At 40.5% G+C, this 21,769-nt stretch carries 14 protein-coding genes, 2 tRNA genes and 3 rRNA genes; 11 read left to right on the forward strand and 8 right to left on the reverse strand.

The annotated features are described in order from the left end of the window. Positions 1-27: 27 nt before the first annotated feature. From GTH24_RS19670 to trpS, 5 genes are all read left to right on the forward strand, one after another. Positions 28-969 carry an SPOR domain-containing protein gene (locus tag GTH24_RS19670; RefSeq protein WP_072068958.1) on the forward strand — a complete coding sequence of 314 codons (942 nt, stop codon included), beginning with the start codon at positions 28-30 and terminating at the stop codon, positions 967-969. An 82-nt stretch (positions 970-1,051) separates the two neighbouring features. After that, a complete protein-coding gene (gene dam / locus GTH24_RS19675; protein ID WP_072068959.1) occupies positions 1,052-1,867 on the forward strand; it encodes an adenine-specific DNA-methyltransferase in 816 nt (271 codons plus the stop codon). 44 nt (positions 1,868-1,911) lie between these two features. Next, positions 1,912-2,583, forward strand: a complete 672-nt coding sequence (rpe, locus tag GTH24_RS19680; protein ID WP_072068960.1) for a ribulose-phosphate 3-epimerase — start codon at positions 1,912-1,914, stop codon at positions 2,581-2,583. Further along, complete coding sequence (locus GTH24_RS19685; RefSeq protein ID WP_072068961.1) at positions 2,583-3,287, forward strand: phosphoglycolate phosphatase; 705 nt, start codon at positions 2,583-2,585, stop codon at positions 3,285-3,287. Before rpe ends, GTH24_RS19685 begins: the two co-directional genes overlap by 1 nt. Positions 3,288-3,294: 7 nt before the next feature. Next, positions 3,295-4,323, forward strand: a complete 1,029-nt coding sequence (gene trpS, locus GTH24_RS19690; protein WP_072068962.1) for a tryptophan--tRNA ligase — start codon at positions 3,295-3,297, stop codon at positions 4,321-4,323. A gap of 75 nt (positions 4,324-4,398) precedes the next feature. On the opposite strand, the gene yiiM is transcribed toward trpS, so the two are convergent. Together yiiM and sodA are read right to left on the reverse strand one after the other, a co-directional pair. Then, a complete protein-coding gene (gene yiiM, locus GTH24_RS19695) occupies positions 4,399-5,073 on the reverse strand; it encodes a 6-hydroxyaminopurine reductase (RefSeq protein WP_072068963.1) in 675 nt (224 codons plus the stop codon). 108 nt (positions 5,074-5,181) lie between these two features. Further along, the gene (gene sodA / locus GTH24_RS19700) at positions 5,182-5,805 is read right to left on the reverse strand and encodes a superoxide dismutase [Mn] (RefSeq protein WP_072068964.1); all 624 of its coding nucleotides are present in this window, start codon (positions 5,803-5,805) and stop codon (positions 5,182-5,184) included. 372 nt (positions 5,806-6,177) lie between these two features. Between sodA and acs the strand changes: the two genes are divergently transcribed. The 4 genes from acs to GTH24_RS19720 all read left to right on the forward strand — a co-directional run bounded on the left by acs (position 6,178) and on the right by GTH24_RS19720 (position 12,249). Continuing rightward, positions 6,178-8,136 (forward strand): acetate--CoA ligase, encoded by a 1,959-nt coding sequence (gene acs, locus GTH24_RS19705; protein ID WP_164526881.1) that lies wholly within the window; start codon positions 6,178-6,180, stop codon positions 8,134-8,136. A gap of 158 nt (positions 8,137-8,294) precedes the next feature. Then, a complete protein-coding gene (locus GTH24_RS19710; RefSeq protein ID WP_072068966.1) occupies positions 8,295-8,606 on the forward strand; it encodes a DUF485 domain-containing protein in 312 nt (103 codons plus the stop codon). Then, positions 8,603-10,258, forward strand: coding sequence for a cation acetate symporter (locus tag GTH24_RS19715; RefSeq protein ID WP_164526882.1), 1,656 nt, complete (start codon positions 8,603-8,605; stop codon positions 10,256-10,258). The genes GTH24_RS19710 and GTH24_RS19715 overlap by 4 nt, the downstream gene beginning before the upstream one ends. Positions 10,259-10,737: 479 nt before the next feature. Continuing rightward, positions 10,738-12,249 carry a phosphoethanolamine transferase gene (locus GTH24_RS19720; protein WP_241254000.1) on the forward strand — a complete coding sequence of 504 codons (1,512 nt, stop codon included), beginning with the start codon at positions 10,738-10,740 and terminating at the stop codon, positions 12,247-12,249. 371 nt (positions 12,250-12,620) lie between these two features. On the opposite strand, the gene rrf is transcribed toward GTH24_RS19720, so the two are convergent. The 5 genes from rrf to GTH24_RS19745 form a co-directional block, all read right to left on the reverse strand. Then, positions 12,621-12,736 (reverse strand): 5S ribosomal RNA (gene rrf, locus GTH24_RS19725). Between the two features lie 115 nt (positions 12,737-12,851). Then, positions 12,852-15,754, reverse strand: a 23S ribosomal RNA gene (locus GTH24_RS19730). Between the two features lie 339 nt (positions 15,755-16,093). After that, a tRNA-Ala gene (locus GTH24_RS19735) sits at positions 16,094-16,169 on the reverse strand. 136 nt (positions 16,170-16,305) lie between these two features. Next, a tRNA-Ile gene (locus tag GTH24_RS19740) sits at positions 16,306-16,382 on the reverse strand. Positions 16,383-16,453: 71 nt separating this feature from the next. Next, positions 16,454-17,996 (reverse strand): 16S ribosomal RNA (locus GTH24_RS19745). Together the 16S, 23S and 5S rRNA genes with 2 tRNA genes alongside form the textbook arrangement of a ribosomal RNA operon. Before the next feature lie 495 nt (positions 17,997-18,491). Between GTH24_RS19745 and GTH24_RS19750 the strand changes: the two genes are divergently transcribed. Next, the gene (locus GTH24_RS19750) at positions 18,492-19,178 is read left to right on the forward strand and encodes a FadR/GntR family transcriptional regulator (RefSeq protein WP_072071098.1); all 687 of its coding nucleotides are present in this window, start codon (positions 18,492-18,494) and stop codon (positions 19,176-19,178) included. A gap of 82 nt (positions 19,179-19,260) precedes the next feature. Further along, complete coding sequence (mdtD, locus tag GTH24_RS19755) at positions 19,261-20,655, forward strand: multidrug transporter subunit MdtD (protein ID WP_072071097.1); 1,395 nt, start codon at positions 19,261-19,263, stop codon at positions 20,653-20,655. Between the two features lie 71 nt (positions 20,656-20,726). Here the strand turns inward: mdtD and rbsK are convergent, their stop codons facing one another. Then, positions 20,727-21,659 carry a ribokinase gene (gene rbsK / locus GTH24_RS19760; protein ID WP_072071096.1) on the reverse strand — a complete coding sequence of 311 codons (933 nt, stop codon included), beginning with the start codon at positions 21,657-21,659 and terminating at the stop codon, positions 20,727-20,729. Between the last annotated feature and the right edge of the window lie 110 nt (positions 21,660-21,769).

Genomic DNA, 21,769 nt, shown 5'->3' on the forward strand with positions numbered 1-21,769 from the left:
CTTTTTGACGCTCTGACGGAGGGCATAATGGACGAGTTCAAACCTGATAATGAAACTAAGGGTGATAATTCACTCAAACCTGATACATCGGATAGACCTGAACGTCGAACCAACCGACCTCGTAACAACCCATTAAAAAATGCACGCTTCTCTGTATCCCGTCAACAGATGATGATTGGTGTGGGTGTCCTAGTACTTATTCTGTTAATTATTGCAATCAGTTCTGCATTAAAATCACCAGAAACAACTGAACCTACGTCACCAACTGGAACAGAAAGAAATATCGATCTGTCTCAACAACCGTCATCCGTTACACCTACAGAAAATGGGCAGCCATCAACACCTCAAGCTATTTCTGGGCAAGAAATTCAATCTGTGACACCCCCTTCACAAAATTTACCACCGATGATTGATTCACAAGGTCAACGTGTTGAGATCCCCGGTGATATTGTTGATTCTTTAAATCAACAACAAGCGGGTATAAACCAAGCAACAAACCAACAGCAGCAATTAAATTCACAACAAACAAAACCAGTACAGCCTGCTACACAACCACCAGCAACCAAGCCAGTGCAACCTGTACAAAAACCTGCTGAAGTAAAAACACCGCCAACAAAGCCGGTAACACCACCAGCAACAACACAATCTAAACCAGCCGCTAAACCGGTTGTTTCAGGCTCATTATCTGCTGGCAATTTAAGTTCTATTCCAGCTTCAAATTATACATTGCAATTAAGTGGCGCAAGTCGCCAAGATACCTTAGAAGCTTTCGCTAAAAAGAACCTCAATGGAAACTACGCTATCTATAAAACTCAGCGTAATGGTAACCCTTGGTATGTACTCATCTATGGTAACTATCGTAATATAAGCGAAGCTAAACAGGCTGTTTCTTCATTACCTGCACCGGTACAAGCGAAACAACCTTGGGTTAGACCGATGAAACATGTTCATCAGGATCTAAAAAAATAATTAAGACGAGGTTCACCGCTGATATGCTGTCTGAAACAGAGTACAATCGGCGACTCTGAAACGATTGAGAAATTTGGACGGCATGAAAAAAAAGCGCGCATTCCTAAAATGGGCTGGTGGTAAGTATCCTTTGGTAGATGATATTAAACGTCATCTACCTGAGGGTAACTGTTTAATTGAACCTTTTATGGGTGCTGGTTCTGTTTTTTTAAATACAGAATACGATTCATATATTCTTGCCGACATAAATAGTGATCTAATTCATCTCTATAATACGGTAAAGCAACATCCTGAAAAATTCATGAAGGATGCTCGCTTATTATTTACCCCTCAAATGAATATCGCAGAGGAATTTTATCAACTACGACAAGAGTTTAATCGCTCAACTGATCCTTATCAACGTAGTGTCTTATTTCTCTATCTTAACCGTCATTGCTACAATGGTTTATGTCGTTATAATTCTAAAGGTGAATATAACGTCCCTTTTGGCCGTTACAAAAAACCTTATTTCCCTGAAACAGAGTTAATTTGGTTTTCTGAAAAAGCGCAAAAAGCTGAATTTGTTTGCCAAAGCTATTCATCAACCATGACAAATGCAGAAAAAGGTGCCGTCATTTATTGTGATCCTCCTTATGCGCCATTATCACCCACTGCAAATTTCACGTCATACCATACAAATAGCTTTAGTTTTCAAGAGCAGGAACATCTGGCTCAACTTGCCTCAATGCTGGCTTACGAGAGACAGATACCCGTGTTAATATCAAATCATGAGACTGCGTTAACAAAAGAGTGGTATGTAGACGCAAAAGAGCTACACAGTGTGAAAGTCAGAAGAACAATCAGTAGCAACACACTCGGTCGTAGCAAAGTGAACGAATTACTTGCCTTATATAAATAATCGTTAACACCTCCCGACAATGGGAGTGTTGTCAGGAGAATGCGATGAAAGATTTTCTGATTGCCCCTTCTATTTTATCTGCTGATTTTGCACGCCTTGGTGAAGATACTGAAAAAGTACTTGCTGCGGGTGCTGACGTTGTCCACTTTGATGTCATGGATAACCATTATGTTCCAAATCTAACGTTTGGCGCACCGATATGTAAAGCCTTACGTAACTATGGAATTACTGCACCTATTGATGTTCACTTAATGGTAAAGCCAGTTGATCGCATCATCCCTGATTTTGCACAAGCAGGCGCAACTTATATTTCATTTCATGCAGAAGCCAGTGACCACGTTGACCGTACTATTCAATTAATCAAAGACTGTGGGTGTAAAGCAGGCTTAGTACTTAATCCAGCAACCCCATTAAACTATCTCGACTATGTTATGGATAAATTAGATCTTATCCTGCTGATGTCTGTTAACCCAGGTTTTGGTGGCCAATCATTTATTCCTAACACTCTCGATAAATTACGCCAAGTTCGTAAGATGATTGATGATGGTGGTTATGACATTCGTTTAGAAATTGATGGCGGTGTCAAAGTCGATAATATTGCTGAAATTGCCCAAGCGGGTGCAGATATGTTTGTTGCTGGCTCTGCTATTTTCAATCAGCCTGACTATAAACATGTTATCGACAATATGCGCCGTGAATTAAAAAAGGTATCGTAATGACAGATAAAAAACTCAAAGGTATCCGTGCTATCGCCTTTGATCTTGATGGCACACTCACCGACAGCGCAGTAGGGCTTACAGAAGCAACAGATTACGCATTAAAAGCAAAAGGCTTTCCTCCTGCTGGAAAACATAATGTCACTATTTGGGTGGGTAATGGCGTTGATATGCTACTTACGCGTGCTTTGCATAATGCTGGCGTTGAGGATGTCACAGAAACCTTATTAAAAGAAATGCGTGATCTTTTTGATGAACATTATGCAACTTCTGTCAAAACAGGCAGTGATTTATTTCCACACGTTAAAGAAACGCTTGAAGTATTAGCTTCACATAATATTCCATTAGGTATCGTCACCAATAAACCATCACCATTTATAGCTCCATTATTACAGCAACTGGAAATTGATAGGTATTTTTCCTTGGTGCTAGGAGGAGACGATGTTAAAGAAAAAAAACCACATCCAGCACCATTATATTTAACAATGGGTACATTTGGTGTTAAAAAGGAAGAACTCCTTTTTGTTGGGGATTCTCGCAACGATATTATTGCAGCACAAGAGGCACAATGCCCTTGCGTAGGTTTAACCTATGGCTATAACTACGGCGTATCTATCACAGATAGCAAACCTGATTATACACTTGATAATTTTGCTGATTTGCTCTCAATCCTCGACATCACGCCAATGACAACTGTGGAATAGAACTAACATGACGACTTCAGTAGAAAAAACGGCAAAAAAACCAATTGTATTCAGTGGTGCACAGCCTTCTGGTGAGTTAACTATCGGAAACTATATGGGTGCATTACGTCAATGGGTACAAATGCAAGATGATTATGACTGCATTTACTGTATCGTTGACCAACACGCCATTACAGTTCGTCAAGATCCAAAAGAATTAAGAAAAAGAACGCTAGATACGCTGGCACTCTATCTTGCTTGTGGTATTGATCCAGAAAAAAGCACCATTTTTGTTCAGTCACATGTTCCACAACATGCTCAATTAAGTTGGGCACTCAATTGTTACACCTATTTTGGTGAATTGAGCCGTATGACTCAATTTAAAGATAAATCAGCACGTCATGCTGAAAATATTAACGCTGGATTATTTGATTATCCTGTATTAATGGCAGCAGATATTCTTATTTATCAAACAAATCAAGTTCCTGTTGGTATTGACCAAAAACAACATCTTGAATTAAGTCGTGATATTGCTCAGCGTTTTAACGCTATTTATGGCGATATCTTCACTGTACCAGATCCTTTTATTCCAAAAGGTGGTGCGCGTGTTATGGCATTACAAGATCCAACTAAAAAAATGTCTAAATCTGATGATAACCGTAATAACGTTATCGCATTGCTTGAAGATCCAAAAGCGGCAGCTAAAAAAATCAAACGGGCAATGACTGACTCAGAAGAGCCACCTCGTGTTATTTACGATCTCGAAAATAAAGCGGGTGTATCTAACTTACTAGATATTTTAGCGGGTGTAACAGGTAAAACGATTCCTGAATTAGAAGCTGAATTTGAAGGCCAAATGTACGGTCATCTAAAAGGTGCTGTTGCAGATGCAGTCTCTGAAATGCTAGCCAACATTCAAGAACGATTTAACACATTCCGTAATGATGATGCTCTACTTAATAAAATCATGAAAGAAGGTGCCGATAAAGCTAAAGCTCGCGCTCAAGCAACCTTAGACAAGGTTTATGACGCAATCGGGTTTATTGCTCACCCATGATTTTCTGTTAATACATAAAAAACACCTCTCCTATTTTTAGAGAGGTGTTTTTTTAGTAAAGAGAAAATTAACTATTTATTCTTTAAATAAGCGTCGATTAAAACTCTCAATAGTTTGATTTTGCAGTCTTAACTGCATAGTTTTGCTCCAACTCGCAGATAATCCTGCAGCACCTAATAGACGACGATAAAGTTCTTCATCAAAAGGCATATGAAAAGCAATTGAAATCGCTTCTTTAACAGAGATATCACTGTTTCTTGAAACCAAGACAAGAGGATGATGGCTACCTGTTTCTCCTGTACTCACAACACGATATAACCAACCACAATAACCACTATCTTGCATAATTTGCGAAAAGCTACTGACTTCTGTCACTGTATTAAGTTTGTAGCAAGGAGAGCGAGGTTGTGTAACTTGGATAAAAGCATTTCCCCATTGGTAAATATCACCAATAAAAACATTTTCTTCAGTCATACCTGTTGTTGAGATATTTTCACCAAATGCAGGAGCATGAAGAAAATCCATCAATTGTGGGAATTGCTCAGCCCAATAAAGATAGTGTTCTTTAGGATAGTGACAAAGTGCGCGATCAGGGCCACCGTGAAAGCTCTTTTCTGCTTGCTCATCTCCTTCTAATCCCAACGAAGTGAGTTTGATATGACCATCCACCAGCCTTTTGGTGATCGCACTGGTAAATCCATTAGACGTTGTTGTGATGTTGCCGATAAAAACACTAGGGAAATAACGCATGGCTCACTACCTAAACAGAAAACAATGACCCATAGTAAAGAGAGTGTTCAAAATAAACAATGCCGACAATTGTCGGCATTGAAAATAGAAAAGAAGTTATCGATTCAATTATGCTTTGCTCTGAAAACGTTTTTGCGCTTCATCCCAATTCACAACTGACCAGAACGCTTTGATATAATCAGGGCGGCGGTTTTGATATTTCAAGTAATAAGCATGTTCCCACACATCTAACCCAACAATTGGATAGCCAGATGCACCAGCTAACTCTTCACCCATTAATGGGCTATCTTGGTTGGCTGTAGAAACGACGGCTAACTTACCGTCATCTTTTAATACTAGCCATGCCCAGCCTGAGCCAAAACGACTAGCAGCTGCTTTTTCAAATAACTCTTTAAAAGCATCAACACTACCAAAATCGCGTTCAATCGCCTCTTTTAGTGAGTCTTGTAATTGAGTTCCTAATTTTAAACCTTTCCAAAATAAAGAGTGATTTGAGTGACCACCTGCGTTATTACGTAAGAATGTACGTTGATCAGCAGGTACTTTATGAAGATTTTTAACTAGTTCATCAATATCTAAACCAGCAAGTTCAGGTAATTTTTCTAATGCAGTATTGGTATTATTCACATAAGTTTGATGATGCTTTGTATGGTGAATTTCCATTGTGCGCTCATCAAAATGAGGTTCTAATGCATCGTAAGCATAAGGCAGTGCAGGTAATGTATAGCTCATATTAATCTCCAGTGCTGTTTTATCTTGGATCACATCATGTGATTTATCTTTTCATTTCATTATAGTGAAAAAAACGTTAATGAAAATCATTATCATATCCATATTATTTTTGTGGTTTTTTTATTCAGCACTCGTTAATTAATTTTCACAGTATATTATTTTAATTTAAAAGCCTTTTATTAAATAATAATTCTATTAAACAAGATAAATAAAGCTAAATAATGCACACCTTGCTTTAGCACTAATTGAACATTCCATGAAAAGCATTTCCATTAATTCGTGATCTTCTGCGCAAAAAAGAAACAATTTTTATTTACCCTCTTTTGTTAACGACTTTTTGACATAGTATTAACAATAGTGAGGAGAACTATTATGACAAAAATAAACCAACATCATATTCCTGCAACCATTGCAGAACACGCCCTGATTAATAAAGAGCAATACCAAAAAGACTATGAATTATCTATCAAAAACCCTGAGGCCTTTTGGGCAGATAAAGGGAAAATTGTTGACTGGATAAAACCATATACTGTGGTAAAAAACACTTCATTTGACCCTGGCCATGTACGCATTCGCTGGTTTGAAGATGGACAGCTAAACATCAGCCAAAACTGCCTTGATCGCCACCTTAAAACACGAGCTAATCAAACTGCAATTATTTGGGAAGGTGACTCACCTAATGAGTCGAAAAAAATCACTTACCGACAACTCCACCAAGATGTTTGCCAATTCGCTAATGTATTAAAAAATCTAGGAATTAAAAAAGGCGATGTTGTGGCAGTTTATATGCCGATGGTACCTGAAGCTGCAGTTGCTATGCTCGCTTGTACTCGTATTGGTGCAATCCATTCTGTTATTTTTGGTGGTTTCTCACCAGAAGCCGTTGCTGGTCGTATTATTGATTCAAAAGCCAAATTAGTTATCACCGCTGATGAAGGCTTACGCGCAGGTCGTGCTATTCCTCTAAAGAAAAATGTCGATGATGCATTAAATCATGCCGATATTCCGCCGATTAATCATGTTGTTGTACTTCGCCGAACAGGAAATACCGAACAATGGATCGAAGGTCGTGATATTTGGTGGGATGAGATCATTCAAGGTGTAAGTACTGAGTGTGATATCGAAGCTATAGATGCAGAAGATCCACTCTTTATTCTGTATACATCGGGTTCAACAGGTAAACCTAAAGGCGTGTTACATACCACTGGAGGCTATCTTGTTTATGCTTCAATGACGTTTAAATACACCTTTGATTATCATGAAGGTGATATTTATTGGTGTACTGCTGATGTGGGTTGGGTAACAGGCCATAGCTACTTACTGTACGGCCCGCTTTCAAATGGCGCAACAACAGTCATGTTCGAAGGTGTACCTAATTACCCAGCAGTTAACCGTATGGCTCAAATCGTTGATAAACACCAAATCAATATTCTTTACACAGCTCCTACCGCAATTCGTGCGTTAATGGCTGAAGGCGATAAAGCGATTGAAGGAACTCAACGCACTTCTCTACGCATTCTTGGCTCTGTAGGTGAACCTATTAACCCAGAAGCTTGGGAATGGTTCTATCAGAAAATGGGCCGAAGCCAATGCCCGATTGTTGATACATGGTGGCAAACAGAAACTGGTGGTTTCATGATAACCCCATTACCTGGTGCCATGGACTTAAAACCAGGTTCTGCAACACGACCTTTCTTTGGTGTTCAGCCCGCCATTGTCGATAATATGGGAGAAATACAACAAGGTGCTTGTGAAGGTAACTTGGTGATTGTTGATTCTTGGCCTGGTCAAGCAAGAACACTTTTTGGTGATCATGATCGCTTTGAGCAGACATATTTTTCAACCTTTAAAGGAATGTATTTTTCTGGTGATGGTGCTCGCCGTGATGAAGATGGTGACTATTGGATAACAGGGCGTGTTGATGATGTCTTGAATATTTCAGGCCACCGATTAGGAACAGCAGAAATAGAATCTGCCCTCGTCGCTCACCCTAAGATTGCTGAAGCAGCAGTAGTGGGTATTCCTCATAATATTAAAGGGCAAGCTATTTATGCTTATGTCACGTTAAACCATGGCGAAGAGCCAACACCTGAGCTTTATACAGAAGTCCGTAACTGGGTGCGTAAAGAAATAGGGCCAATTGCAACACCTGATATTCTTCACTGGACAGATTCTTTACCCAAAACGCGCTCGGGGAAAATTATGCGACGCATCTTGCGTAAAATTGCCTCTGGTGACACTACTAACCTCGGAGATACCTCAACACTTGCCGATCCAGGTGTTGTAGAGAAACTGTTAGAAGAAAAACAGTCTCTATCACTTACCGCTTAACATACAGCAATATAACTGTCATTTAAAAACGTGATACGACACTGCAAAGGCATGAAAATGCCTTTGCTAGGCTCTCTTACCTGAAAATCATGGAATGCGGGGGATTTAAGCCTCTAAATAAAGTGATCAACCAAACAATTATATAGAGGAGAACTCTGATGAATGCCAATATTTATCAAGAGATAGAAAATAACCCTCGCTTTAAAGAACTGGTTAAAAAACGCAGTCGTTTTTCATGGACACTTTCAATTATTACACTCGTGATGTATGTATCATTTATCTTACTTATTGCCTTCTATCCACAATGGCTCGGCACTCCCTTGTATGAGGGAAGCTACATTACACGAGGTATTCCTATTGGCATTGGATTAATTATTACTTCATTTTTATTAACTGGTATTTACGTTGTAAAAGCCAATACAGAGTATGACAAACTAACAAGCGAGATTATTGAAGAGGTAGAAAAATGAGCAAATTACTCTACACAATAAGCCTATTTCTCCTCTCTTCAACCGCTGTTTATGCGGCTGCAATAACGGAAGGTGGTGAGAAACAACCGATGAATATTCAGGCTATTATTATGTTTCTGATATTTGTCGGTTTAACGCTTTATATCACTTATTGGGCCTCTAAACGTACTCGTTCACGTTCAGACTATTATACGGCTGGAGGAAAAATAACAGGATTTCAAAATGGGATGGCTATTGCAGGCGATTTTATGTCAGCAGCATCCTTTTTAGGGATTTCCGCACTCGTTTATACCTCTGGTTACGATGGTCTGATTTATTCAATAGGATTCCTCATCGGCTGGCCGATTATTCTTTTTATTATTGCTGAACGTTTACGTAATTTAGGACGTTATACCTTTGCTGATGTCGTCTCTTATCGATTAAGCCCTAAGCCTATTAGAACACTCTCTGCTATAGGCTCTTTAGTTGTGGTGGCTCTTTATCTGATTGCACAAATGGTCGGGGCTGGAAAACTAATCGAGCTACTTTTCGGCTTAAACTATCATATTGCTGTGGTGCTCGTCGGTATTCTCATGGTGCTGTATGTGTTATTTGGCGGCATGTTAGCAACGACATGGGTACAAATCATCAAAGCTATTTTATTACTCGCTGGTGCAAGTTTTATGGCTGTTATGGTCATGAAAGCGGTAGATTTTAATTTCAATACCTTATTTAAAGAAGCTGTAAATGTGCATTCAAAAGGAGCCTCAATTATGAGCCCAGGAGGATTAGTTTCTGATCCTATTTCTGCACTTTCTTTAGGTCTTGCATTAATGTTTGGTACAGCAGGACTTCCTCATATCATCATGCGCTTCTTTACGGTTAGTGATGCCAAAGAAGCCCGTAAGAGTGTCTTCTATGCGACAGGTTTTATCGGCTATTTCTATATTCTTACTTTTATCATTGGTTTCGGCGCTATCCTACTCGTTAGCCCTAATCCTGTGTTCAAGGATGCCACTGGCGCTTTAATTGGTGGCACAAACATGGCGGCAGTTCATCTTGCTGATGCTGTTGGGGGTAATTTCTTCCTAGGTTTTATCTCTGCGGTTGCTTTTGCCACTATATTAGCTGTTGTCGCAGGGTTGACTTTAGCCGGCGCATCCGCTGTTTCTCATGACCTTTATGCTAACGTCATTAAAAATGGCCATGCTGATGAACGTAAAGAACTTAATGTATCTAAAGTAACTGTTGTGATATTGGGGATAGTCGCTATTGGTTTAGGTATTCTATTTGAGAAGCAAAACATTGCCTTTATGGTAGGACTCGCTTTCTCAATAGCCGCAAGCTGTAACTTCCCAATCATTTTGCTATCAATGTATTGGAAAGGGCTAACAACACGTGGCGCTGTAGCTGGGGGATGGTCTGGTTTATTAATAGCCGTAACATTAATGATCTTAGGGCCAACAATTTGGGTCAGTATTTTAGGTCACGAAAAACCTATCTATCCTTATGAATATCCAGCATTATTTTCAATGATAATAGCATTTGTTGTTTCATGGTTTTTTTCAATTACAGATAAATCATCTTTAGGTGAGCAAGAAAAAGCGAAGTTTCAAGCACAATTTATTCGCTCTCAAATTGGCTTAGGAATTGAACAAGGTAAAGATCACTAAAAGTCATAAAAACCACTAACAATTTACGACAAAAGTGCTCATTCTTTTATAAAAAAGAAGAGCACTTTTATTTTATTGATATACATTCCGATCATATTTATCCCCCTTTACTTATTTAGAATAAATCTAATTTTTAAATACATATCTATACGTTTATTTTAATAGCTTGCTGTTTATTAGCTCTTTATCACAAAAGGAAATAAAAAATAAAATAAAATCAATACATTACAAAACAAAGTTATTATTATTTATTCACTGTATAACTTTATTAATAATACAAAAAAGTTAGAAAAGTCGTAATAATACTAAATTCAGATACATTTCAGTCAAACAAGCCTTGTATTGTCAAAAGGTAAATGGTTAACTTTTTGTTCTACATAAGAAGAGGTGACAGTTTTAAATAGATTATGTCTCGACTAACTTATTACATACTTTTATTTCTTTTATCTATAACACCAGCAATACTTGGTGGCTCAACGTTGTACATAGAACAAAAGCTTTATATTGTTCTCATCGGTTGGCTACTTATGCTGATGTGTAGTGGAATTTATCGTTCAATTCTAGGAAAAATAGTAACATTTATAATTAGTGCACTATGGTCTTTAAATCTGTCTATTTCTCTATTTTTCTATCGTGAACACGATATTGCATTTTCCTCGTCTATCGCAGAAACGTTTATAAATACTAACGGCAGTGAGACTGTTGGTATGCTTTCTTATAATAAATATTACGTATTATTTTATATATGTAGCTTCTCTATTTATTACTTTCTTATCCATAAGAGCGCTCGATTTTCTCATTTAAAAACCACGATAAATAGTGTTATTGCGATTATTATATTAATAGCGATTATTCCTATATATAAAAACTTAGCATTAAGAAATGATAACAATACTAAATTAGTCTCTGAATATACTCTTTTAAATACACCTTTTTATAATGCAGCCGCACTAGTTAGAACGTTTCATGAAAATCGTCAAATAAAAAGAATTGCTTCTCAAAAAGTTAATTATCAATATAGTAAAAAGGATGATAATACAGAGATTTATATTCTTATTATTGGAGAATCTGTTCGACGTGACCATTTAGGTATTTATGGTTATCCTCATGATACAACTCCAAATTTAATGAAAGAAAAAAATAATCTAATTCTTTTTGAGAATGTTTACTCTCCAGCCCCTGTAACTATTCTTTCTGTACCAATTTCTCTCTCAAATATAGGATTAGAGCAATTACAGGATAAAAATCATTACGCTGATAATATTGTTTCCCTCGCTAATCATGCTGGATTTAAAACTTATTGGCTAAGTAATCAAGGGAAAGGGAATCAAAAGACAAGTGTAATCTCGGTCATTGCTAATATGGCACAGAATAAAAAATGGAATGATTTTATTGGCTATGATGAAGAGCTACTTCCTTATTTAGATAAAGCACTTAATGAGCCATCTACACAGAAAAAATTTATTATTTTGCATACTTATGGTAGCCATGAACCTGCTTGTAACCGATTTCCAAATCAAGATTTAAAAAAATTCACACAACAAGAAGATGATAATTGTTATGACAGCTCTATCGCTTATACAGATAAGTTAATTAATAATATTATTGAAAAAGTAAAAGATAAACCCTCATCTATTCTATACTTTGCAGATCATGCTTTACAGCGCATCGATAAGAATAGAGAGGTTCGTTATCATCATGGTGTAAATACTCCACGAAAAGAAGCTTACGATATTCCTTTGTTCATTTGGTATAGCCCCTCTACAATAAAACCAATAATGAGTAATGAGGTTTTGAGCAAGCCTTATTCAACAGCAAATAATTATTGGTTATTAAGCAGTTGGCTTGGCATAGAGCATACTTCTCCCAATAAATGCTACTCACCATTAAATGATTGTTATCAACCCATATCACCAATAATGGTCATTGATGGTAATAAAAATCTCTTGAATTACGATTTATTGAGTTCTGAAGAACAAGAACCTCAATAACGTATTCATTAAAAAATATCTAAACCTAAATAAAGAATGCACTCAATATAAAGAGTGTGCTTTTTATATCTTCATTATTTACTTCTAATAACATCTGCCTGAGATAACGATAAATGAAAAAACAGAATACTAGGCATCAAATTAAGTGATATTGATGCTTATAAAAAATAATTTATTAATGAAGTGCCATAAATAAATTTAGTAACATGAAGAGTAGCTATTTTATTGCGGATAATATAACAACTGTTTTAGTTTTGTTATTTCCTATCTACGCTAACTAAATTCAATTAATTAGCAATTAATGTATAAGTTACAAAACCCCAAACGCAAAAAAGCCAACCCATTGGGTTGGCTTTCTCGTCTTATTTAATGCCTGGCAGTTCCCTACTCTCACATGGGGAGACCCCACACTACCATCGGCGCTACAACGTTTCACTTCTGAGTTCGGCATGAGATCAGGTGGGGCCGCTGCGCTATGGCCGCCAAGCAAATTCGGTTTATTACCCGCTTCCTTCCTTTCAGTCAGTCGCCAGTAATGTCAATCTTAAACAAGCTTACTTCATCTACTGTCTGTCTCTCAGACAAAACACCTTCGGTGTTGTCAGGTTAAGCCTCACGGTTCATTAGTACTGGTTAGCTCAACGTATCGCTACGCTTACACACCCAGCCTATCAACGTCTTAGTCTTAAACGTTCCTTTAGGTCACTCAAGGTGACAGGGAAGACTCATCTCGAGGCAAGTTTCCCGCTTAGATGCTTTCAGCGGTTATCTCTTCCGCACTTAGCTACCGGGCAATGCCATTGGCATGACAACCCGAACACCAGTGGTGCGTTCACTCCGGTCCTCTCGTACTAGGAGCAACCCCTCTCAATCTTCCAACGCCCACGGCAGATAGGGACCGAACTGTCTCACGACGTTCTAAACCCAGCTCGCGTACCACTTTAAATGGCGAACAGCCATACCCTTGGGACCTACTTCAGCCCCAGGATGTGATGAGCCGACATCGAGGTGCCAAACACCGCCGTCGATATGAACTCTTGGGCGGTATCAGCCTGTTATCCCCGGAGTACCTTTTATCCGTTGAGCGATGGCCCTTCCATTCAGAACCACCGGATCACTAAGACCTACTTTCGTACCTGCTCGAGCCGTCACTCTCACAGTCAAGCTGGCTTATGCCTTTGCACTAACCGCATGATGTCCGACCATGCTTAGCCAACCTTCGTGCTCCTCCGTTACTCTTTAGGAGGAGACCGCCCCAGTCAAACTACCCACCAGACACGGTCCCCGATCCAGATTATGGACCTAGGTTAGAACATCAAACGTTAAAGGGTGGTATTTCAAGGTTGACTCCATGCAGACTGGCGTCCACACTTCAAAGTCTCCCACCTATCCTACACATCAAGGCTCAATGTTCAGTGTCAAGCTATAGTAAAGGTTCACGGGGTCTTTCCGTCTTGCCGCGGGTACACTGCATCTTCACAGCGAGTTCAATTTCACTGAGTCTCGGGTGGAGACAGCCTGGCCATCATTACGCCATTCGTGCAGGTCGGAACTTACCCGACAAGGAATTTCGCTACCTTAGGACCGTTATAGTTACGGCCGCCGTTTACTGGGGCTTCGATCAAGAGCTTCTCCTTACGGATAACCCCATCAATTAACCTTCCAGCACCGGGCAGGCGTCACACCGTATACGTCCACTTTCGTGTTTGCACAGTGCTGTGTTTTTAATAAACAGTTGCAGCCAGCTGGTATCTTCGACTGGCTTCGGCTCCGTCCGCGAGGGACTTCACTTACCGCCAGCGTGCCTTCTCCCGAAGTTACGGCACCATTTTGCCTAGTTCCTTCACCCGAGTTCTCTCAAGCGCCTGAGTATTCTCTACCTGACCACCTGTGTCGGTTTGGGGTACGATTGTTGGTAACCTGAAGCTTAGAGGCTTTTCCTGGAAGCAGGGCATCAATTGCTTCACCACCTTAGTGGCTCGTCATCACACCTCAGCATTAAGTGACCGGATTTGCCTAATCACTCTGCCTACATGCTTGAACCGGGACGACCGTCGCCCGGACAACCTAGCCTTCTCCGTTCCCCCATCGCAGTTACCACCAGTACGGGAATATTAACCCGTTTCCCATCGACTACGCTTTTCAGCCTCGCCTTAGGGGTCGACTCACCCTGCCCCGATTAACGTTGGACAGGAACCCTTGGTCTTCCGGCGTGCGGGTTTTTCACCCGCATTATCGTTACTTATGTCAGCATTCGCACTTCTGATACCTCCAGCATACCTCACAGTACACCTTCGCAGGCTTACAGAACGCTCCCCTACCCAACAACACATAGTGTCGCTGCCGCAGCTTCGGTGCATGGTTTAGCCCCGTTACATCTTCCGCGCGGGCCGACTCGACCAGTGAGCTATTACGCTTTCTTTAAATGATGGCTGCTTCTAAGCCAACATCCTGGCTGTCTGAGCCTTCCCACTTCGTTTCCCACTTAACCATGACTTTGGGACCTTAGCTGGCGGTCTGGGTTGTTTCCCTCTTCACGACGGACGTTAGCACCCGCCGTGTGTCTCCCGTGATAACATTCTTCGGTATTCGCAGTTTGCATCGAGTTGGTAAGTCGGGATGACCCCCTAGTCGAAACAGTGCTCTACCCCCGAAGATGAGTTCACGAGGCGCTACCTAAATAGCTTTCGGGGAGAACCAGCTATCTCCCGGTTTGATTGGCCTTTCACCCCCATCCACAAGTCATCCGCTAATTTTTCAACATTAGTCGGTTCGGTCCTCCAGTTAGTGTTACCCAACCTTCAACCTGCCCATGGATAGATCACCGGGTTTCGGGTCTATACCCTGCAACTCATTCGCCCAGTTAAGACTCGGTTTCCCTACGGCTCCCCTATACGGTTAACCTTGCTACAGAATATAAGTCGCTGACCCATTATACAAAAGGTACGCAGTCACCCCATAAAGAGGCTCCTACTGCTTGTACGTACACGGTTTCAGGTTCTTTTTCACTCCCCTCGCCGGGGTTCTTTTCGCCTTTCCCTCACGGTACTGGTTCACTATCGGTCAATCAGGAGTATTTAGCCTTGGAGGATGGTCCCCCCATATTCAGACAGGATAACACGTGTCCCGCCCTACTCGTCGAGTTCACAATAACAGCATCTTCAGATACGGGGCTATCACCCTTTACTGCCGGACTTTCCAGACCGTTCTCCTGATGCTGCTGTTGATTAAGACTCTGGGCTGTTCCCCGTTCGCTCGCCGCTACTAGGGGAATCTCGGTTGATTTCTTTTCCTCGGGGTACTGAGATGTTTCAGTTCTCCCGGTTCGCTTCATGACGCTATGTATTCACGTCATGATAATATCCATTGGATATTGGGTTTCCCCATTCGGAAATCGTCGGGTATAACGGTTCATATCACCTTACCGACGCTTATCGCAGATTAGCACGTCCTTCATCGCCTCTGATTGCCTAGGCATCCACCGTGTACGCTTATTCGCTTAACCTCACAACCCGAAGATGTTTCTCTCGAAGACGACTTTAAAGGTCATGGCTACACAAGCATCAATTCGTTGTTGGGCAGTGCTCGTAATGCTCACATACTTTAAGTATGCTCCGCTTACTGCGCGCTGTCCGCCTAGAATTGCTGTTGTTCGCTCATGACACTCGCCTTGGAGTATCACACATTCAAAGTTTGAGATTTTGAGAGACTCATCAATATACCTCGGTGATATATTGATTTGTTTTCAATTTTTCAGCTTGTTCCAGATTGTTAAAGAGCAAAATAATTCGCAGTATACTATTGCTAATATACTCTGAATTATTATTTTATATTCAAGAGATTATGGTGGAGCTAAGCGGGATCGAACCGCTGACCTCCTGCGTGCAAGGCAGGCGCTCTCCCAGCTGAGCTATAGCCCCATAATGCATTCTTAATACCCGTATAACCACTCCTTTTCTTCTTTATAGAAAGAAGCTTTTTCTTTAGGCAAGGCGTGGAGTCACGAAGTTTACTTTAAGTAAACGAGTGATTTCACAACGCAGCATAAAGGAAAAGTGGTAGGCCTGAGTGGACTTGAACCACCGACCTCACCCTTATCAGGGGTGCGCTCTAACCACCTGAGCTACAAGCCTATACCGGTATTTCTGCTCGTTCTTCATCAGACAATCTGTGTGAGCACTGCACATAACACGTATCTTTTAGGTAAGGAGGTGATCCAACCGCAGGTTCCCCTACGGTTACCTTGTTACGACTTCACCCCAGTCATGAATCACAAAGTGGTAAGCGCCCTCCCGAAGGTTAAGCTACCTACTTCTTTTGCAACCCACTCCCATGGTGTGACGGGCGGTGTGTACAAGGCCCGGGAACGTATTCACCGTAGCATTCTGATCTACGATTACTAGCGATTCCGACTTCATGGAGTCGAGTTGCAGACTCCAATCCGGACTACGACAGACTTTATGAGTTCCGCTTGCTCTCGCGAGGTCGCTTCTCTTTGTATCTGCCATTGTAGCACGTGTGTAGCCCTACTCGTAAGGGCCATGATGACTTGACGTCATCCCCACCTTCCTCCGGTTTATCACCGGCAGTCTCCTTTGAGTTCCCGCCATCACGCGCTGGCAACAAAGGATAAGGGTTGCGCTCGTTGCGGGACTTAACCCAACATTTCACAACACGAGCTGACGACAGCCATGCAGCACCTGTCTCAGAGTTCCCGAAGGCACTCCTCTATCTCTAAAGGATTCTCTGGATGTCAAGAGTAGGTAAGGTTCTTCGCGTTGCATCGAATTAAACCACATGCTCCACCGCTTGTGCGGGCCCCCGTCAATTCATTTGAGTTTTAACCTTGCGGCCGTACTCCCCAGGCGGTCGATTTAACGCGTTAGCTCCAGAAGCCACGGTTCAAGACCACAACCTCTAAATCGACATCGTTTACAGCGTGGACTACCAGGGTATCTAATCCTGTTTGCTCCCCACGCTTTCGCACCTGAGCGTCAGTCTTTGTCCAGGGGGCCGCCTTCGCCACCGGTATTCCTCCACATCTCTACGCATTTCACCGCTACACGTGGAATTCTACCCCCCTCTACAAGACTCTAGCCAACCAGTTTCAGATGCAATTCCCAAGTTAAGCTCGGGGCTTTCACATCTGACTTAATTGACCGCCTGCGTGCGCTTTACGCCCAGTAATTCCGATTAACGCTTGCACCCTCCGTATTACCGCGGCTGCTGGCACGGAGTTAGCCGGTGCTTCTTCTGCGGGTAACGTCAATTGATAAAGGTATTAACTTTATCACCTTCCTCCCCGCTGAAAGTACTTTACAACCCTAAGGCCTTCTTCATACACGCGGCATGGCTGCATCAGGCTTGCGCCCATTGTGCAATATTCCCCACTGCTGCCTCCCGTAGGAGTCTGGGCCGTGTCTCAGTCCCAGTGTGGCTGATCATCCTCTCAGACCAGCTAGAGATCGTCGCCTAGGTGAGCCATTACCTCACCTACTAGCTAATCCCATATGGGTTCATCCGATAGCGCAAGGTCCGAAGAGCCCCTGCTTTGGTCCGTAGACGTCATGCGGTATTAGCCACCGTTTCCAGTAGTTATCCCCCTCTATCGGGCAGATCCCCATACATTACTCACCCGTCCGCCGCTCGTCAGCAAGAAAGCAAGCTTTCTCCTGTTACCGCTCGACTTGCATGTGTTAGGCCTGCCGCCAGCGTTCAATCTGAGCCATGATCAAACTCTTCAATTAAAAGTGTTTGATGCTCAAAGAAATCGAAAACTTAGCTATTCATAAATGAATTTACTTTTGTTGTTCACTCTTCAAGACTTGATACATCTAATATTTTAGAAGATATCGTCTCTGCGAGTGCCCACACAGATTGTCTGATAATTTGTTAAAGAGCAGTGCAACATTCGCTACCGTTTCCGGTCTTCTGCGTTGTTGCGAGGAGGCGTATATTACGTTATTCCTCTGAAGAGTCAAGAGTTTTTTCAAACTTTTTTCTTTTCTCTTCACCGTCCTGCGTGGCTAGTTGTTTGCTCATCGCCGGTCAGTGGATGCGCATTATAGGGAGATCTCGGATTAGCGCAAGTGTTTATTTCAATTTTTTTTCTGTTCGCTTTTTTTTTCAACAAAACAAAGAAAAACGCTCTATTTTTATGCTGATAGCATAAAATCCAAACAGCTTTCTCAAGCTGACTCACGTAAGATAGAAGATAAATTATGGTATAGGTAATCTTTATTATGCAATTTAGCGAACAACGTTCAGCCTCTCAAAAAAACCTTTCTTATATTGTTGCTGAAAAATTGGGTAAACAAATTCTTTCTGGCCATTACGAACCTGAATCTTTGTTACCAGGAGAAATAGAATTAGCAGAATTACTCTCTGTCAGTAGAACCGTTATTCGAGAAGCAATAAAAATGCTTGCAGCAAAAGGGATGCTTTTACCTCGCCCAAGAATAGGCACTCGAGTAACGCCAATGCAGAATTGGAACTTATTAGATAATGATCTTCTTAATTGGTGGATAGACAGTGGTGAATTTAATAAAGTCAGTCACTACTTCCACCATGTTCGTTTAGCCATAGAGCCACAAGCCTGTTATCTAGCCGCCTTTAATGCAACCGAAAGTCAAAAACAGTCTCTTTCTTTATTTGGTAAAGAAATGCAGTTACTTGATGAGAATTTTGACAGACAACATTGGTTAGATATTGATACACAATTTCACTACCTTATTTACCAAGCAAGTGGTAATCCATTTTTTGCTTCTTTTGGTTCTTTGTTCCTTTCTGCTTATAAAAAGTATTTCGACCTTATTGTGGGTAATGAAACTGTTCAGCCAGAAACACATAACCAAATTGTTCAAGCTATTATTGATGGTGATGGAAATAAAGCACGCGACCTCTGTTTAATCTTATTAACGAGTGATTGAATAGTTTTAATACAAAATTTGAAGGTTTTCTGTTTATAATGAAGCGATAATCAAAATATAGAACAAAGACGGTATATGCTTCATGTTGAAATCCGCCAAAAATATGTCTGGGTTGCCTTGGATAGCTGCAATGGCTTTTTTTATGCAGGCTCTCGATGCAACCATTCTTAATACGGCATTACCTGATATAGCCAAGAGTCTTAATCACTCACCTCTCGCCATGCAATCGGCTGTTATTAGCTACACATTAACTGTGGCATTATTAATTCCAGTTAGTGGATGGTTAGCTGACAGATTTGGAACTCGCCAAATTTTTATTATTGCGGTTTCTTTATTTTCTGCTGGCTCTTTATTATGTGCACTTTCTCCTAACCTCTCTTTTCTTGTTATTTCACGAATTATACAAGGAATCGGTGGAGCAATGATGATGCCAGTTGCACGCCTTGCTTTATTAAGAGCCTATCCACGTAGTGAATTATTGCCCATTCTAAATTTTGTCACTATGCCTGGATTAGTGGGCCCCATAGTAGGGCCTCTTTTAGGGGGGGTTTTAGTTACTTATGCCTCTTGGCATTGGATATTTATAATAAATATCCCTATTGGCCTATTAGGTATTTTCTATGCAATAAAGCATATGCCTAATTTTATTATGCCAAAACGTAAATTTGATTTACTGGGTTTTATTTTCTTTGGCTTTGGTTTAGTGATGCTTTCAGTTAGTCTTGATCTTTTTGGTGATAAAAATATCTCTCGCTATATTCCTATAGCCGTTATTTTAGGTGGTTTTTCTCTACTTGGTTTATATATTAATCATGCAAGACGCCACCAGCAGCCTCTGATCCCATTAAATATTTTTAAAACACGGACCTTCTCTGTCGGAATTGCAGGTAACATTGCAACAAGGCTAGGAACTGGCTGTATTCCTTTTTTAATGCCACTTATGTTACAAGTTGGCTTTGGTTACCCTGCAATTGTTTCCGGTATGATGCTGGCACCAATGGCTCTGGGCTCTATTTTAGCAAAATCATTTGTCACAAAGATCTTAGTGAAATTTAGCTATCGCCGAACACTCTTTGCTATCACTATTATTATTGGTTTGATGATTACTCAATTTTCACTTCAATCTCCAGATATGTCTATTTACTATCTTGTTATCCCACTCTTTTTATTAGGTGTGGTAATGTCGATACAATTTACATCGATGAATACAATTTCATTGGCTGACTTAACAGATAATAATGCAAGTTCAGGAAATAGTGTTTTAGCTGTTACTCAACAGCTGGCTATTAGTTTTGGTATTGCTGTCAGTGCGTCTATCTTAGGATATTTTGATACTGAAAACGTCGGCACTACTATTGATAACTTCCACTATACTTTTATTACGGTAGGTATTATTACATTACTGTCCTCCTTCGTATTTTTACTCCTCGATAAACATGATGGCGACAACCTAACGAATAAAAAGAAAAATAACTAATTACTTTATTCAGATTAAAAGAGAAAAGAGAGCTTAAGCTCTCTTTTTATTTCTTCTTTATATAGAGAAGATCATGATAATGATGCAGACAAAAAAGCATCTACTTCATGACGCCAAGGTACAGAAGGCTGAGCACCAGAACGAGTCACGGCAATTGCAGCAGCTGCATGAGCAAATGTTATGGCTGACATCATAGGCTGCCCTTCCAATAAGGCTGTTATTAAAGCACCATTAAAAGTATCACCAGCAGCAATAGTATCTACTGCTTTCACTTTAAAAGCAGGAACAATACATCCCTTATTATTTTGCTCGCTAACCCAAACACCACGACTACCTAATGTAATAAGAACTGTTTTAATACCTTTATTATGCAAAACTTCAGCGGCTTGCTGTGCACTTTTATCATCAATGACTTTAATTCCAGTCAAATATTCAGTTTCTGTTTCATTTGGTGTAATAATATCAACCAGTGACAGTAATTCATCAGGTAGTGCTTGAGCAGGCGCTGGATTTAATATTACCTGCACATTTTCTTGTTTCGCCATTTCAGCAGCCTTCAATACCGAATCAAGCGGTGACTCTAATTGCATTAATAGTGCATCGGCTTCTTTTATAATACGGCTATGACGTTGCACATAATGCGGATCTAACCGGCCATTAGCTCCAGCATGAATACCGATAACATTTTCACCATGCTGATTAACAAAAATCAGGGCAACGCCTGTTGCTTCATTATCAATTAACTCAATACTATGAGTTTTAATGTTGTCAGTAATTAATTGAGCCTTAGCTTTTTGACCAATATCGTCATTTCCCAAACAAGCTAAAAATGAAATATTCGCACCACAACGCCCAGCAGCTACTGCTTGATTAGCTCCTTTACCGCCGAATACCATTTGAAATTGATTACCTGAAATGGTTTCACCAGGAAGCGGAAAATGGGCAACATTAAGAATATGATCAGCATTAACACTACCTAAAATCACAAGTTTCTTCGCTTCCATGATTTTTCCTTACTCTCAATAATAAATTCTAAATGCACTGAATAAATAACATGCAATATTTTAAACCGATCATCTCAGCAACATTAATGAAAAAACGTGATCACCATCGA

Origin of the sequence: Proteus vulgaris, from assembly GCF_011045815.1 — a bacterium.
Classification (GTDB): domain Bacteria; phylum Pseudomonadota; class Gammaproteobacteria; order Enterobacterales; family Enterobacteriaceae; genus Proteus; species Proteus vulgaris_B.

Excerpts from the sequence above, each read along its gene's own strand:
- GTH24_RS19670 (WP_072068958.1), top strand. The coding sequence starts at position 28 with ATGGACGAGTTCAAACCTGATAATGAAACTAAGGGTGATAATTCACTC.
- dam (WP_072068959.1), top strand. The coding sequence starts at position 1,052 with ATGAAAAAAAAGCGCGCATTCCTAAAATGGGCTGGTGGTAAGTATCCT.
- rpe (WP_072068960.1), top strand. The coding sequence starts at position 1,912 with ATGAAAGATTTTCTGATTGCCCCTTCTATTTTATCTGCTGATTTTGCA.
- GTH24_RS19685 (WP_072068961.1), top strand. The coding sequence starts at position 2,583 with ATGACAGATAAAAAACTCAAAGGTATCCGTGCTATCGCCTTTGATCTT.
- trpS (WP_072068962.1), top strand. The coding sequence starts at position 3,295 with ATGACGACTTCAGTAGAAAAAACGGCAAAAAAACCAATTGTATTCAGT.
- yiiM (WP_072068963.1), bottom strand. The coding sequence starts at position 5,073 with ATGCGTTATTTCCCTAGTGTTTTTATCGGCAACATCACAACAACGTCT.
- sodA (WP_072068964.1), bottom strand. The coding sequence starts at position 5,805 with ATGAGCTATACATTACCTGCACTGCCTTATGCTTACGATGCATTAGAA.
- acs (WP_164526881.1), top strand. The coding sequence starts at position 6,178 with ATGACAAAAATAAACCAACATCATATTCCTGCAACCATTGCAGAACAC.
- GTH24_RS19710 (WP_072068966.1), top strand. The coding sequence starts at position 8,295 with ATGAATGCCAATATTTATCAAGAGATAGAAAATAACCCTCGCTTTAAA.
- GTH24_RS19715 (WP_164526882.1), top strand. The coding sequence starts at position 8,603 with ATGAGCAAATTACTCTACACAATAAGCCTATTTCTCCTCTCTTCAACC.
- GTH24_RS19750 (WP_072071098.1), top strand. The coding sequence starts at position 18,492 with ATGCAATTTAGCGAACAACGTTCAGCCTCTCAAAAAAACCTTTCTTAT.
- mdtD (WP_072071097.1), top strand. The coding sequence starts at position 19,261 with ATGTTGAAATCCGCCAAAAATATGTCTGGGTTGCCTTGGATAGCTGCA.
- rbsK (WP_072071096.1), bottom strand. The coding sequence starts at position 21,659 with ATGGAAGCGAAGAAACTTGTGATTTTAGGTAGTGTTAATGCTGATCAT.